This is a genomic window from Mesorhizobium sp. LSJC285A00, assembly GCF_000503155.1.
Taxonomy (GTDB): Bacteria; Pseudomonadota; Alphaproteobacteria; order Rhizobiales; family Rhizobiaceae; genus Mesorhizobium.
This window is the reverse complement of sequence record NZ_AYVK01000005.1, coordinates 98458-111944: the sequence shown is the minus strand read 5'-3', so window position 1 is coordinate 111944 and position 13487 is coordinate 98458. Positions and strand designations below refer to the sequence as shown.

The window sequence follows — 13487 nt, the reverse complement described above, 5'->3', positions numbered from 1 at the left end:
ATACAGTCACCCGGATTCCGCTAACAAACGGCTTACAGGGACCGGATACGAACGTTTATCGGCTATCCGTTCGTCCCGCTGCTCCGAAATCAGATCAGGTCGGCCTTGGCGAGGTCCCGCATGAGATGGCTGGCGCCGTAGGTCCAGTGCGGGCAATCGGGCGACAGAAGCACGCGGTTCACCAGCGCCCCGAATTTCTCCGACGAGATGGTGACGATGTCGCCGATCTTGTGGGTGAATCCCTTGCCCTTCTCGCCGCGATCCTTCGACGGCACGAACATGGTGCCGAGATAAAGCGCCAAGCCGTCGGGATACTGGTGGTGCGGCCCCATGGCGGCCGCGACCAGCTCTTCGGGCGAACGGCTGATCTCGGCCATCGAGCTCGCGCCCTCCAGCGAAAACCCGTCCTCGCCCTCGACCTTCAGCCGCACAGTGGCGCGCTTGACATCGTCGATGGAAAAGCTTGCGTCGAACAACCGGATGAAGGGCCCAAGCGAGGCCGAGGCATTGTTGTCCTTGGCCTTGCCGAGCAGCAGCGCCGAGCGTCCCTCGACGTCGCGCAGATTGACGTCGTTGCCGATGGTCGCGCCGACGATCTTGCCGGTGCTGGCGGCGATCATGGCGATCTCCGGCTCGGGGTTGTTCCAGGTGGAGACAGGATGCAGCCCGACATCGGCGCCGAAGCCGACGGACGCCATCGGCTGGCATTTGGTGAAGATCTCGGCGTCGGGGCCGATGCCGACTTCCAGATATTGCGACCAGGCGCCGCGCTGGATGAGCTTGGCCTTGATCTCCATCGCCTCAGGCGAGCCGGGCTTCAGCTTCGACAGATCGTGGCCGATCAGCCCGGCAATGTCGGCGCGGATGGCGTCGGCCTTTTCCGCCGAGCCGCGCGCCTGCTCCTCGATGACGCGTTCGAGCAGGCTGACCACGAAGGTCACGCCCGACGCCTTCACCGCCTGCAGGTCGACAGGCGAGAGCAGATAGGGTTTTGCCGGATCGCGGGTGGCCTGAAAACTGTTGGCGGCGATCGCGTCGAGCGAGCCGATCGGTTCGCCCTTGGCAGAGCGCACGTGTCCGGCCGGATCGGCCATCTCGCAGATGTCGCGCACTGTGGGTGCGGTGGTCGAGGTGACGTCGAAAACGATGCCGTCGCGCACGGTGACCACCAGCGGATGCGAGGCATCGCTTGCCCTGGCTCGGCCGATGAAGAGCCCGTCGGCGGGAAGCTGCGTTGGGTTCGTCATGGCTTACGGTCCTTTGATGATCGAGATGGCAGCTGGGCCGCTGCACTTTCACCGGATTCACGCCAAAGGTCTATCCCGTGGCGCAGGCAATTGTCGGTTCTGACATGAGGCCCGCCCTTTCAAAAAAATGAAACTGGCACTAGAATTTTCATTTTCCGCATACTCCAGGTGAAGCCTTGCCCGCACCGTTTTCCGTTCCGATCTGGCAGAAGCCGCAGACCGCATCCGCCTTCCAGTTGCTCGTCACTGCGCCGGTCGACGTTGCCATCGTCGGCGGCGGCTTCATGGGCCTGTCGACCGCCTTGCACGCAGCCCGGCTCGGTCTCGGTGTACAGGTGCTGGAGGCTGGCGAGATCGGCCAGGGCGCCTCGGGCCTCAATGGCGGCCAGGTCATTCCCGGCCTGAAATATGATCCCGAATGGCTGCTCGAGCATTTCGGCCCCGAGCGTGGCCAAGCGCTGGTCGATTTCGCCGCCTCGGCGGCGGATACGGTGTTCGATCTCATCCGCGACGAAAAGCTGGCGGTGCCGCTCACCCGCAAGGGCTGGATCCAGGCCGCGCATACCGAAACCGCATTGAAAGCGGCGGCGAACAGGGATGGTCAATGGCGGGCGCGTGGCGCCGATGTCCGGCTTCTGAATGAAAGCGAGATCGCCGATATGACCGGCGCGCAAGGCTATCTCGGCGGCTGGCTCGACCGCCGCGCCGGCATCATCGATCCGCTCGCCTATACAGTGGAACTGGCGCGCATCGCCGCCGCCGCCGGCGCCAGCATTGCCGAGCGGCAGAAGGTGGTGAAACTCCGCAAGGAGGCCGGCCTTTGGCGTGTCTCAACCGAAAGCGGCGCCGAGGTGCGGGCGAAAGCGGTTGTCCTGGCGACGAACGCCTATACCGATGGACTGCTTCCGGGCCTCGCGGAAACGATCGTGCCGCTGCATTCCTTCCAGGTCGCGACCGCGCCGCTGTCATCCAACCTTGCGGCGACGATCCTGCCGGAAGGGCAGGCGGTGTCCGACTCCAGGCGCATTCTCGTCTACTACCGCAAAACAGCCGACGGCCATCTGGTGCTTGGCGGCCGCGGCCGCATGGCGCGGCCGAGGAGCGCGGCCGACTGGGCGCATCTGCAGCACGCGCTGGTGCGGCTCTATCCGGCGCTCTCCGATGTCGTCATCGAGAAGCGCTGGTTCGGCCGCGTGGCGATGACACCGGATCACCTGCCGCACATCCATGAGCCGGAAAAGGGCCTGCTCGCCGTGGTTGGTTGCCAGGGCAGGGGCGTCGGCCTGATGACCGCGCTGGGAAAACGCATGGCGGGCTACCTCGCGGGCGGCGATGTCAATCAATTGCCGTTCCCGCTGTCGCCGGTCCGGCCGATCCCGTTCCACGCCTTCCGCCAGGTCGGCGTCGCCGCGACCATCGCCTGGTACCGGATGCTCGACGCCTTCGAGCGCTGATTGGGTGCCGGTCGCCTAGGCCTCGTGGATTCAGCTTGACAGTTTCACAAATATGAAAAAAGCTAAGCCGATTTCATATTTCCGTTGAGCAGTCCGATGTCGAGCATCGTTGCAACAGAAGCGCCGGCAGGGTCGTCCCGAGGCTTCCGCTTCGCCATGTTGCTGCCGGGCGGGCTGGTCACCTTGTTCCTGATCCTGTTTGCCCTTGGCCTTGTGCTCTTCCTCTCACTTCGCGGCAATGACGGTTCGCTGCTCGGCGCCGGCTTCACGGCAGGCAACTTCATCACCGTGGTCTCCGATCCGCTCTACTGGACGGTGACGCTGCGCTCGCTGGTGATCGCCGGCCTGGTGACGCTGGCGACCGTCGTCACCGCCTATCCCGTCGCCTACTATCTCGCCTTCCATGCCGGCCGCCGCCGCAGCCTGCTTTTGTTTCTGGTGACCCTGCCGTTCTGGACCAGCTATCTCCTGCGCGTCTTCGCCTGGAAGATCGTGCTCGCCTACAACGGCGTCTTGAACTCGGCGCTGATCGAAAGCGGCATCTGGTCGGAGCCGACGCTGGCCTTCCTCAACACGCCGGCGGCGGTGGTCGTCACGCTGGCGCATGCCTATGCGCCCTTCGCCATCCTGCCGATCTATGTGGCGCTGGACACCATCCCGAAATCACTGCTCGAAGCCGCCTCCGATCTCGGCGCCAGACCGTTCACGGCGTTTCGCCGCGTCGTCTTGCCCAATTCGATGCCGGGCGTTCTGGCGGCCGCCCTCGTCGTCTTTGTGCCGACGGTCGGCGACTATGTCACCCCGGCCATGGTCGGCGGTCCCGCCAGCACCATGATCGGCACATTGATCCAGTCGCAGTTCGGCAAGGCCAATGACTGGCCGTTCGGGGCGGCACTTTCAGTCTGCGTGATGCTGGTCATCCTCTGCGTGGTGCTGGTCGCACGCGGCGCCGACCGCAGATTCGGCAGCCGCACATGAGCGCCGCGCGGAGAGATGATGGCCGCGGCTGGCTCGGCGTCTATGTGCTTGCCTATCTCGTCTTCCTCTATCTGCCGGTGCTGTTGATCCCGCTGTTTTCCTTCAACAACTCCATCCAGGCCGCGTTTCCGCTGCAGGGCTTCACGCTCGAATGGTATGCCACGCTCTATGGCAATCCGGCGCTGTCCGGCGCGCTTTTGAACAGTCTCGTCATTGGCGTCGTGGCCGCCGCCGGCGCCACGCTCTGCGGCATCACCGTCTCCTATATGGACCTCTACGGTCGTTCGCCGCTCGCCGCCACCATCAGCGCCATCTCCAGGCTGCCGATCCTGATCCCCGGCGTCATCGTCGGCATATCGTTGCTGATCCTCGTCAATCTCATCGGCCTCGGCCCGTCGCGCATCGCCATCGTTCTCGGCCACATACTGGTGGCGCTGCCGACCACCGTGGTGATCATGCGCAGCCGGTTTGCCGCAATTCCGAAAACCATTCGCGAGGCCGCACTCGATCTCGGCGCTTCCGACTGGACGACCTTCCGGCGGGTGATGTTGCCGCTCTCGCTGCCGGCCATCGTCTCGGCCTTCATGCTGGCCTTTCTGATTTCCTTCGACGAGTTCATCGTCGTCTTCTTCCTCGCCGGCACCGAGCCGACGCTGCCGCTCTACATCTGGAGCCAACTGCGTTTTCCTCGCTCGCTGCCGACCGTGATGGCGCTGGGGACAGCTATCCTTGCTGTGTCAGTCATCATCGCCGGCATCGCCGAAATCCTGCGCCATCGCGGGCTGAGCACAGCCCGTNCGGCGCCCACCAGTCCAGCCTGAACCATAACAAAAGAGGAGAACCGAAATGGCATTCGACCCGAAATCAATTACTGGGCTGAAATCGATCACTGGCCCGAAATCGATCACTGCAAAGACAGCCCGCACCGGGCTTGCCGCGCTTGCAATCGTCCTGTCGTCGACTGTCGCCTTCGCCGCCGACAAGCTGCAATATTTCACTTGGTCCGGCTATGAACTGCCAGACTTCAACAAGAGCTTCCTGACGGCCCATCCCGATGGCGTCGAGGCCTCGATCTTCGGCGACGACGACGATGCCTTCACCAAGGTCAAGGCCGGCTTCCGCCCCGATATCGCCCATCCCTGCTACGACAAGGTGGCGCGCTGGAACAAGGAAGGCCTGCTGCAGCCGATCGATACCAAGCGCATCAAGAACTGGGATTCGATCTTCCCGGTGTTCAAGAACCTGCCCGACATCCAGGCCGGCGACGGCAAGGTCTGGATGGTGCCGTGGGATTGGGGCAACACCTCGATCCTCTACCGCACCGATCTGGTGAAGAACCCGGAAGCGAGCTGGAACCTTCTGTGGGACAAGCAATATGCCGGCCGCATGGCGACCATCGATGCCGTGCATGACACGCCGATCGTTGCAGCACTTCTGGCCGGCGTAAACCCCTTCGATATGACGCCGGAGCAGATGGACAAGGTGGCGGAAAAATTGCGCGAGCAGCGTCCGCTGCTCTCCAACTACACCACCGACATGACCTCGGTCGAACAGGCGCTGGCCAGCGGCCAGCTGGTCGCCGCCATGACCTGGAACGCGTCGGCAACCTCGCTGAAGAAGCAGGGCGTGCCGGTCGAGTTCATGAAGCCGAAGGAGGGCATGCTGACCTGGGCCTGCGGCTTCGTCATGCTCAAGGACGCCAAAAACGTCGACCTCGCCTATGACTTCATCAACAGCCGGCTCGACGCCGACTCGGGTAAGTACCTGATCCAGGCCTACGGCTATGGCAGCTCGCTGAGCACCGCCTTCGCCGGCGTGGCGAAGGACGAACTGGACAAGCTGCAATTGCCGGCGGACCCGGAGGTGATGCTGAAGACCACCATCTTCACCGGCCCGATGAAGCAGAACGACGATGTGGCGAAGATGTTCGAGAAAGTGAAGGCGGGCGGGTGAGGGATCCATCGCCGACGGTTGCGCTGCCCCTCACCTGCCTGCCGGCATCCTCTCCCCGTATAGTGACGGGGAGAGGGGCGCTGTCACCAGCGATTTCGCAAATCGCAAACGTTGCAGAAATGGCGCCGAGTTTGCGACCAGCCGCTTTCTCCCCGTCACTATACGGGGAGAAATGTCCGGCAGGACAATGAGGGCAGCGCCGACGGCAGGTAATTGTGACTAATCTCCTGAAGCCGCGGGTCTTGCCGCCGCGCCAAAGACTGCAACAAGGACCAACTGATGGACATGCTTGAAGCGAAACCAAAGGCCGACGCCGACATTCGCGTCGGCCGGCGCGTGCGGGCGCTGCGGCTGGAGCGCAATTTGTCGTTGGCCGAGCTGGCAGCAAAAGCCGGCGTCTCCATTGGTGCGCTGAGCCAGATCGAGCGCGGCCTGTCTTCGCTGCGCGTCAAGGTGATCTGGCCGCTTGCGGCCGCGCTCGACATCGAGCCTTTGGCGCTGATCACCGACGGCAACGAAGCCGCCAACGATCTCTATTGCGTGCGCGCCGACAAAAGGCGGCAGCTCCCGGTCAAGTCGGAAGGCATCGCCAAGGCGCTGCTGTCGCCGCCGGGCGCGGCGCTGACCGGCCTCTTGGTGACCGTGGAAGCCGATGGCGGCACGGCGGAAGCCTATGCGCATATCGGTCACGAGTTCGGCTATGTCCTGTCGGGCGAGGTCGAACTGGTGGTGGACTCGACAAAATACGTGCTGAAGAGCGGCGACTCCTTTGCCTTCAAGAGCACGCTTCTGCACGCCTTCCGCAATCCCGGCACCGAGCCTTGCCAGATCCTCTGGGTCAACACCACCAAGCCGTCCGAGGTTCGCGATGGCGCCTGATGCGCTGGTACGCCTGGACACGGTCTCGAAGGTTTTCCCCGGCGGCATTGTCGGGCTCGACGCCGTCGATCTCGACATTATCAGCGGCGAGTTCATCACCCTGCTCGGGCCCTCGGGCTGCGGCAAGACCACCAGCCTGCGCGTCATTGCCGGTTTCGAGAGCCCGTCGAGCGGCAAGGTGCTGCTCGATGGTCGCGACATCACCGCGCTCAGGCCGTTCGACCGTCCCGTCAACACCGTGTTCCAGGATTATGCGCTGTTCCCGCATATGAAGGTCGCCGAGAATGTCGGCTTCGGCCTGTCGCTGCGCAAACTGTCCGGCGCCGAGCAGGCAAAGCGCGTCCGCGAAGCCCTCGACATGGTCGGCCTCGCCGACAAGCTCGGCGCCCGCGTTTCCGAACTGTCGGGTGGCCAGCGCCAGCGCGTCGCGCTCGCCCGCGCCATAGTCTGCGAGCCGCGCGTTCTGTTGCTCGATGAACCGCTGTCGGCGCTCGATGCGCATCTGCGCGAACAGATGCAGGTCGAACTGAAGCGGCTGCAGTCGCGGCTCGGCACCACCTTCGTCATGGTCACCCACGACCAGACCGAAGCGCTGTCGATCTCCGACCGCATCGTCGTCATGAACAAGGGCCGCATCGAGCAGATCGCGCCGCCGGCTACGCTTTACGACCGGCCGGCGACGAAATTCGTCGCAAGCTTCATCGGCACCATGAACCTCTTGCAATCGCGCTTCATCGGCCGCGACGGCGACCGCCTGCGCTTCGCCGCTGGCGGGCTTTCGCTGGAAGCAACATCTGAAACCGGCGACACACCCGGCGAAGGCACTGAGCGCACCATCGGCGTTCGCCCCGAGGACTTGCTGGCCACCACCGATGCCGCCGCCGGCACCGCGCCGGCGCGCGTCAACTCCATCGTCTTCCACGGCCGCACGCTGCGGCTGCATGCTGAGCTGGGGCAGGGATTGCCGGTGGTGATCGATGCGCCGCGCCAGGCCGAGGGCTTTCAATTCAGCGTCGGCGACGTGGCGCATATCAGCCTGCGCCGTGGTGCCAACTGCCCTATGCTGCCAAGCTGATCCAACCCAATCCCTTCATCGACGGTTGGATTTAACCTGCTGTGAAGATCGCCAAGGTGGAATTAAGTGTGAATTGACTCGCAAAGGAACATATTCCTACTTTGCGGGATGCCCGAACTAAGCACCCGACCGCGCCGAAATGTGCAAACCCTCTGCTTGGCGCATGAAGTCGGGCAGCTAATTCGTGTTCGATGTCGGAACTGCAACATCACTCGACACTATCTGCCTGGCGATCTCGCAAAGCTGGTTGGTGATATCCCCTTTTGGGATGTGGAGCGGCACATGCGGTGCGAGCGCTGCAAAGGTCGTGAGCTCGATGCAGGCATCATTCTGCCAAGCGCTGCTGAACGCCTTAAAATTCGCGTCAGACGTCTTGTCGAAATCCGCATGGTTCGCCGGGTAATCTGGCGAGACGACGATTGAGGAGAGCCGATTTCGGGCTAAAACAGAGACCCTTGGGCCGGGGCCTGTGGTGGGAACTTGATCTGTGTGGCTGGCTTCTCAACGATCACCAACGCGTCGTTGGGCGCCGTCCGCTGCAAATGCCGTGCTTTCGACCATGGCGCCGTCAGCCAAGCCTCGGTTTCCTCCGGCGTGGTGAGGATCACGGGCATAGCCTTCTCATGGATCGGCGCAATGAGAGCATTAGGCTTGGTGGTCATGAAGGCGTATAGCTCGAAGTCGCCGGGACCGTCCTTGACCTTTCGCACGCCCTGCCAAGACGTCCAGAAACCAGCGAAGAAGAACAACGGCCGGCTCTCGCCACGGGCAAACCAGTAATTTCGCTGGATTCCTGTTTCCGGGTCTTTATCGTTCGCCGCAGGGCTGGGCTCGGCAAAGCTGGTCACCGGCACGACACATCTGTGCTCGACCCCCACATATTGCTGCCAGTGCGAATATTGCGGATTGCGAACGTTGGTGGTGCCGTAGTCGGCCTTACCTTTCATGCGCTCGGGCGGCGTTGGCAAACCCCAAAGCAGTTTCGCCAGTTCACGCTCCCCATCCGCCCTGTTGCGAACGACAAGCCCAGGTTGATTGGGATAGACATCAAGCGAAGGTTCGAGGTTGCCGCTGATATCGTGCAATGTGCGGGTCCATTGGCGGACCGCCTCTTGCGTCGTCGTGATGTTGTAGAGGTTGCACATGCACCCAGCATTGCGGAATTGGCTTTTGTCTGCAACCGAAGTCGCTGTCCGACGCCGCCGCAATCGTCGTCACACAGCCGCGCTATATCCATCGTCCTGACACACCGTGTCAGCTGTCGTGCGGGTAAAGGTGGCGGGCCGGCAAGCGCTTCCCTACTTCAAACCAGTCTGAACAGGAGGAACACACATGACCATCGCGGATGTTGCCAAGGATTTCACCGAAATGCTCCAGCAGGGGGATCACCTGGGTGCTGGTGAAAAGTACAATGCCGATGATATCGTCAGCCTCGAAGCCATGGAGGGGCCGATGGCCATCGCCCGTGGCAAGGAGGCTCTCAGGCAAAAGGGCGAATGGTGGCAAGCGAACCACGAAGTCCATGGCGGCTCTGTCGAAGGCCCCTATGTCAACGGCGACCAGTTCGCGGTGCGCTTCAAGTTCGACATAACGCCCAAGGCCACCGGCGAACGGGTCACCATGGACGAGGTTGGCCTGTACACGGTCAAGAACGGCAAGATCACCGAAGAGCGCTTCTACTACTGAGCCCGGGTGCCGTCGGGTTCCGGCGCGCGCTTCGCTGCACGACCCAAAAACCAGGCGGCCGGGACAAAGTCCTGGCCGCAGTGGGAAAAGCTCAAATGGTCTTCACATACTGCGCCAGCTGATCGGCCACCGTGCCCCAGCCGTCGAAGAACCCCATCTCTTCATGATTGTTGCGGGTAGCCTCGTCGCGATGGATGGCCGTTGCCGTGTAGCGCGTGCCCTTGTCATCCGACTGAAGCGAAATGACTGCGGTGATGAAGGGCTCGCCCGAGGGCCGATAGCCCGGCAGCAGCGCATCGGTCCACACCAGCCGCTCGTTCGGCACGATCTCGAGATAGCAGCAATGGCGGTCGTTGACCTCCTTGCCGTCGGGCGATTGCATGCGCGTCCGGAACAGTCCGCCCGGACGAAGGTCGATCTCGCAATCGGTGATCAGCCAGGGCTTGGGCGTGAACCATTGCTTGACATGCTCCGGCACCGTCATCGCGCTCCACAAGAGTTCGCGCGGCGCGTCGAGCTTGCGCTCCAGCACAAGGTCCAGTCTGGGGTCGGGCTTGAAGGGATAGCTCACTTTTCTTGCTCCTTGAGGCTCATCACATAGGCGTCGAATTGATCGAGTCGGCGCTCCCACAGCGTGCGCTGTTCGGCCAGCCAGTTTTCGGCGAGCTGCAGCGGTTCGGGCGCCAGCTGATAGGTCCTGGTGCGGCCGATTTTTTCCGATCGCACCAGACCGCAGCCTTCCAGCACTTTCAGATGCTCGATGAAGGAAGGCAGCGCCATCTCGAAAGGCTGCGCCAACTCGCTGACCGAGGCCGGACTGCGGTTCAACCGCTCGACCACGCGCCGCCGCGTCGGGTCAGCCAGCGCGCGGAAGATGCCGTCGATCGGCGGGAGACTTGTAGTTGGGGCGAGGAGGCTTGGCATGGGCGATCCTGAGGTCTGTCGACGCGGTGCAGGCAGATACTTAGGAAATTTCCTTAGTATTGGCAACCTCTAAAAAAGCGCCGCTAGCGATTGGGAAGCTGGCAAAGCGGGGAGGGCGGTTTTAGGCTGTCTGAGGATTCGACTGTCAGTCAAGGGAAGCGCGTTTTGACGATCACCATGTACGGCATCACCACCTGCGACACGATCCGCAAGGCGCGCACCTGGCTGGAGGGCCATGCTGTGCCCTACCGCTTTCACGACTACCGGGCCGAGGGGATAGAGGCGGGCAGACTGGACGGGTGGGTCGGCAAGGTTGGCTGGGAAAAGCTGCTCAACAAGGGCAGCACCACATTTCGCGAACTGCCGGACAAGGACAAGCAAGGGCTCGACGAGAAGAAGGCCAGGAAGCTGATGCTGGCCAACCCGACGATGATCAAGCGCCCGGTGCTCGAGGTCGGGGATGAGATTTTGGTGGGGTTCAAGCCGGAGGCTTATGAAGGGGTGGTGAAGTAGCGTAGCCTTGCCTCGTCAGCCTATGGCGTAGCAAGGAGCGAAGCGACGCAGCGCAGACCCGAGGATGACGAACGCGTGGAGGGCGATCGCTAATTGTGAAGGCTTTCGCTTGCGGCGTATGCAGCGGTTCGCTGTCTCTCAACCCGTCCCGCGCAAATATCCCGCCAACGCCACCGCATTGTTATGCGCCTCGTCATGCGCGCCATAAAGCAGCGTCACCTTGGCCTTGCCGAGCAAGCCACGCAGTTTCGCCACCGCTTCTCTATTCCCATCCAGTTCGACCGAATACCGCACCTGAAACTCCGCCCATCGCGCCGGCTCATGTCCGAACCACCTCCGCAATTCATCGCTCGGCGCGATCTCCTTCAGCCACAGCGTCAGCGCGGCATCCTCCTTGCTGACGCCGCGCGGCCAGATGCGATCGACCAGCACCCGCTGCCCGTCATCGGGCGCGGGTGCTTCGTAAATTCGCTTGACCGTCAGGTCGAAGGCCATCCGCCCCCTTTACGCCCACTCGCCCTTGCGCATCACCGGCACGCGGCGGCCATCCTTATGCACGCCGTCTATGTCGATCTTGTCCGAGCCGATCATCCAGTCGATGTGGATAAAACTCTTGTTGCCGCCGCGCTGGGCGATTTCGTCCTGGCTGAGCGAGGCGCCGTCGACGAAGCATTTTGAATAGCACTGCCCGAGCGCGATGTGGCAGGCGGCGTTCTCGTCGAACAGCGTGTTGAAGAACAGCAGGCCGCTGGCCGAGATCGGCGAGGAATGCGGCACCAGCGCCACCTCGCCGAGCCGGCGCGAACCCTCGTCGGTGTCGAGCACTCTCTTCAGCACGTCCTCGCCCTTCGAAGCCTTGGCTTCGACGATCCTGCCCTCTTCGAAACGCACCGAGATATCGTCGATCAGCGTGCCTTGGTAGGACAGCGGCTTGGTCGAGGATACATGGCCGGAGACGCGCCGTGCATGCGGCGTGGTGAAGACCTCCTCGGTCGGGATGTTCGGATTGCAGGTGACGCCGTTCTTGGCAGTCGAGGCGCCGCCCATCCATTCATGGCCATCGGCCAGCCCGACGGTCAGGTCGGTGCCCGGGCCGCTGAAATGCAGATCATGGAAATTGTGCTCGTTCAGCCACTTTGTGCGGCCGCGCAGCGCTGCATTGTGCGCCGTCCAGTTTGCGATCGGGTCTTCCACATCGACCCGTGATGCCGAAAAGATCGCATCGGCGAGCTTCACCACCGCGACATCGTCGGCATCGCCGGGGAAGACCTGTTTTGCCCAGGCGAGATCCGGGTAGGCGACGATGTTCCAGTTGATGTCGAAGCCGGTGATCTTTTCCAGCGCCGGCTGGTAGGCCATCGAGTTCGCCTTGTTGGCGCGCGCCACTTTCGCCGGGTCCTGCGCCGACAACAGCGACGGGTCCTCGCCGCGCACGGCAAGCCGCGCCGCATTGTTGGAAAAGGCCTTCGCCATGCCTTCATACATCCAGCCGGCGGCGCGGTCGAAGCCGGCATCCGCGCCGTAGCGGAAGCGCGCCAGCATGATCTCGTCATCGTTGAAGATAGGGGTCACCAGGCCGGCGCCCGCTTTATAAGCGTGCTCAACGATGCGCCTGGTCAGCGGCAGTGCGGCGATCGACGAGGTCAGCACCAGATCCTGCCCCGGCTGCAATTGCAGCCCCACCTTGATGGCGACTTCCGCCAGCCTGTCGAGCTTCACCGGGTCGATGGTTGCGGAAACGCCGCGCGAATGTGTGGTCATGATCCTGCCTGCCTTGGTCCGGGAGTGAGAGTTCCAACATAGGCCGGCGCGGCTGTCCTTTCCAGCACCGTCGCGACGGACAGCCCTAGGCAGCGCTTTCCAGCGCGCTGAACTGCGCCACGGTCGCCGCGATCTCTTCGCGGATCCAGATCTTGAAATCGCGCACCTTGCGGCTTTCGGTCTTGGTGGCCGAGGTCACCAGCCAGTAGCCGAGGCCGCTCTGCGCCCGCACGCCGAAAGGCGCGACGAGGCGGCCGTCGGCCAGCGCATCGGCGGCCAGCAATTGCCAGCCGAGCATGACGCCGTGGCCGGCGATTGCCGATTCCAGGCACAGCATCGGGTCGGTGAAGCGCGCGCCCTTGCGGAAGCTGACCGGCTCGGCCCCGGCAGCCTTGAACCAGCTCTCCCAGTTGATCATCGCCCGCTCGTCGGTGATGGCGCAGGTCTGCGCCAGGTCTTCGATCGACTTCAGTTTCCTGGCGATCACCGGCGCGCAGACCGGAAAGACTTCCTGCGCCAACAAAAGTTCCGCCCGGCCGCCCGGCCATTTGCCGTCGCCAAGCCGGATGGCGATGTCGATGTCGGAACGTTCGAGATCGGCGAGGCGCACCGAGGCGTCGATGCGCAGCAGCACGTTGGGATGGCGGTCGAAATGCCGCGACAATCGCGGCAGCAGCCATTTCGAGGCGAAGGCCGGCGCCACCGAAACCACCAGCGTGCATTGGCTTGCCTCATCGGCCAGCGCCACCGCCTGCGCCAGCTCGCGAAAACCGGCGCCCAGCCGGGCGGAAAAAACCGTTCCGAATTCGGTCAGCACCAGCCCGCTTGCGGTGCGTTCGAACAGCGCCTGTCCGAGCTGCTTTTCAGTGCGGTTGATCTGCTGGCTGACGGCGCTGACCGAGACGTTGAGTTCGCCGGCCGCCGCCGCGAGCGAGCCGAGGCGGGCGACGGTTTCGACGGCGCGCAGGCCGTTGAGATGGACGCGGTTCAGCATAGCCATTTCAGTTTTTCTAAACC

15 protein-coding genes are annotated in these 13487 nt (G+C 63.1%); 8 read left to right on the top strand and 7 right to left on the bottom strand.

Going from position 1 to position 13487, the window contains the following annotated elements:
• Window positions 1-89: 89 nt before the first annotated feature.
• The gene (locus X726_RS161495) at window positions 90-1247 is read right to left on the bottom strand and encodes a fumarylacetoacetate hydrolase family protein (protein WP_023668510.1); all 1158 of its coding nucleotides are present in this window, start codon (window positions 1245-1247) and stop codon (window positions 90-92) included.
• Between the two features lie 176 nt (window positions 1248-1423).
• Here X726_RS161495 and X726_RS161500 point away from each other — a divergent pair, with 176 nt between their 5' ends.
• The 6 genes from X726_RS161500 to X726_RS161525 all read left to right on the top strand — a co-directional run bounded on the left by X726_RS161500 (window position 1424) and on the right by X726_RS161525 (window position 7586).
• Window positions 1424-2701, top strand: coding sequence for an FAD-binding oxidoreductase (locus X726_RS161500; RefSeq protein ID WP_023668509.1), 1278 nt, complete (start codon window positions 1424-1426; stop codon window positions 2699-2701).
• A 96-nt stretch (window positions 2702-2797) separates the two neighbouring features.
• Window positions 2798-3679: an ABC transporter permease gene (locus tag X726_RS161505; RefSeq protein WP_023668508.1), complete on the top strand. Its 882-nt coding sequence runs from the start codon at window positions 2798-2800 to the stop codon at window positions 3677-3679.
• On the top strand, window positions 3676-4500 hold the full coding sequence (locus X726_RS161510; protein ID WP_023668507.1) for an ABC transporter permease: 825 nt from the start codon (window positions 3676-3678) through the stop codon (window positions 4498-4500). Before X726_RS161505 ends, X726_RS161510 begins: the two co-directional genes overlap by 4 nt.
• A gap of 25 nt (window positions 4501-4525) precedes the next feature.
• Window positions 4526-5632 carry an ABC transporter substrate-binding protein gene (locus tag X726_RS161515; protein ID WP_023668506.1) on the top strand — a complete coding sequence of 369 codons (1107 nt, stop codon included), beginning with the start codon at window positions 4526-4528 and terminating at the stop codon, window positions 5630-5632.
• Between the two features lie 279 nt (window positions 5633-5911).
• A complete protein-coding gene (locus tag X726_RS161520; protein ID WP_023668505.1) occupies window positions 5912-6511 on the top strand; it encodes a cupin domain-containing protein in 600 nt (199 codons plus the stop codon).
• Window positions 6501-7586: an ABC transporter ATP-binding protein gene (locus X726_RS161525; protein ID WP_023668504.1), complete on the top strand. Its 1086-nt coding sequence runs from the start codon at window positions 6501-6503 to the stop codon at window positions 7584-7586. Before X726_RS161520 ends, X726_RS161525 begins: the two co-directional genes overlap by 11 nt.
• A 440-nt stretch (window positions 7587-8026) precedes the next feature.
• Here the strand turns inward: X726_RS161525 and X726_RS161530 are convergent, their stop codons facing one another.
• Entirely contained in the window at window positions 8027-8731 is a 705-nt protein-coding gene (locus tag X726_RS161530; protein ID WP_023668503.1) for an SOS response-associated peptidase, read from the bottom strand.
• A 187-nt stretch (window positions 8732-8918) separates the two neighbouring features.
• Between X726_RS161530 and X726_RS161535 the strand changes: the two genes are divergently transcribed.
• On the top strand, window positions 8919-9272 hold the full coding sequence (locus X726_RS161535) for a nuclear transport factor 2 family protein (protein WP_023668502.1): 354 nt from the start codon (window positions 8919-8921) through the stop codon (window positions 9270-9272).
• Window positions 9273-9363: 91 nt separating this feature from the next.
• Here the strand turns inward: X726_RS161535 and X726_RS161540 are convergent, their stop codons facing one another.
• Both X726_RS161540 and X726_RS161545 read right to left on the bottom strand, forming a co-directional pair.
• Window positions 9364-9843 (bottom strand): SRPBCC family protein, encoded by a 480-nt coding sequence (locus X726_RS161540; protein ID WP_023668501.1) that lies wholly within the window; start codon window positions 9841-9843, stop codon window positions 9364-9366.
• Window positions 9840-10196, bottom strand: a complete 357-nt coding sequence (locus X726_RS161545) for a metalloregulator ArsR/SmtB family transcription factor (protein ID WP_023668500.1) — start codon at window positions 10194-10196, stop codon at window positions 9840-9842. Before X726_RS161545 ends, X726_RS161540 begins: the two co-directional genes overlap by 4 nt.
• 165 nt (window positions 10197-10361) lie before the next feature.
• On the opposite strand from X726_RS161545, the gene X726_RS161550 reads away from it, so the two are divergent.
• The gene (locus X726_RS161550; protein ID WP_023709906.1) at window positions 10362-10709 is read left to right on the top strand and encodes an ArsC family reductase; all 348 of its coding nucleotides are present in this window, start codon (window positions 10362-10364) and stop codon (window positions 10707-10709) included.
• Window positions 10710-10847: 138 nt separating this feature from the next.
• Here the strand turns inward: X726_RS161550 and X726_RS161555 are convergent, their stop codons facing one another.
• The 3 genes from X726_RS161555 to X726_RS161565 all read right to left on the bottom strand — a co-directional run bounded on the left by X726_RS161555 (window position 10848) and on the right by X726_RS161565 (window position 13470).
• Window positions 10848-11204: a DUF488 domain-containing protein gene (locus tag X726_RS161555; protein ID WP_023668498.1), complete on the bottom strand. Its 357-nt coding sequence runs from the start codon at window positions 11202-11204 to the stop codon at window positions 10848-10850.
• A 9-nt stretch (window positions 11205-11213) separates the two neighbouring features.
• Window positions 11214-12470 carry an aminopeptidase gene (locus X726_RS161560; RefSeq protein WP_023668497.1) on the bottom strand — a complete coding sequence of 419 codons (1257 nt, stop codon included), beginning with the start codon at window positions 12468-12470 and terminating at the stop codon, window positions 11214-11216.
• Window positions 12471-12555: 85 nt separating this feature from the next.
• Window positions 12556-13470 (bottom strand): LysR substrate-binding domain-containing protein, encoded by a 915-nt coding sequence (locus tag X726_RS161565; RefSeq protein WP_023738453.1) that lies wholly within the window; start codon window positions 13468-13470, stop codon window positions 12556-12558.
• Window positions 13471-13487 lie beyond the last annotated feature (17 nt).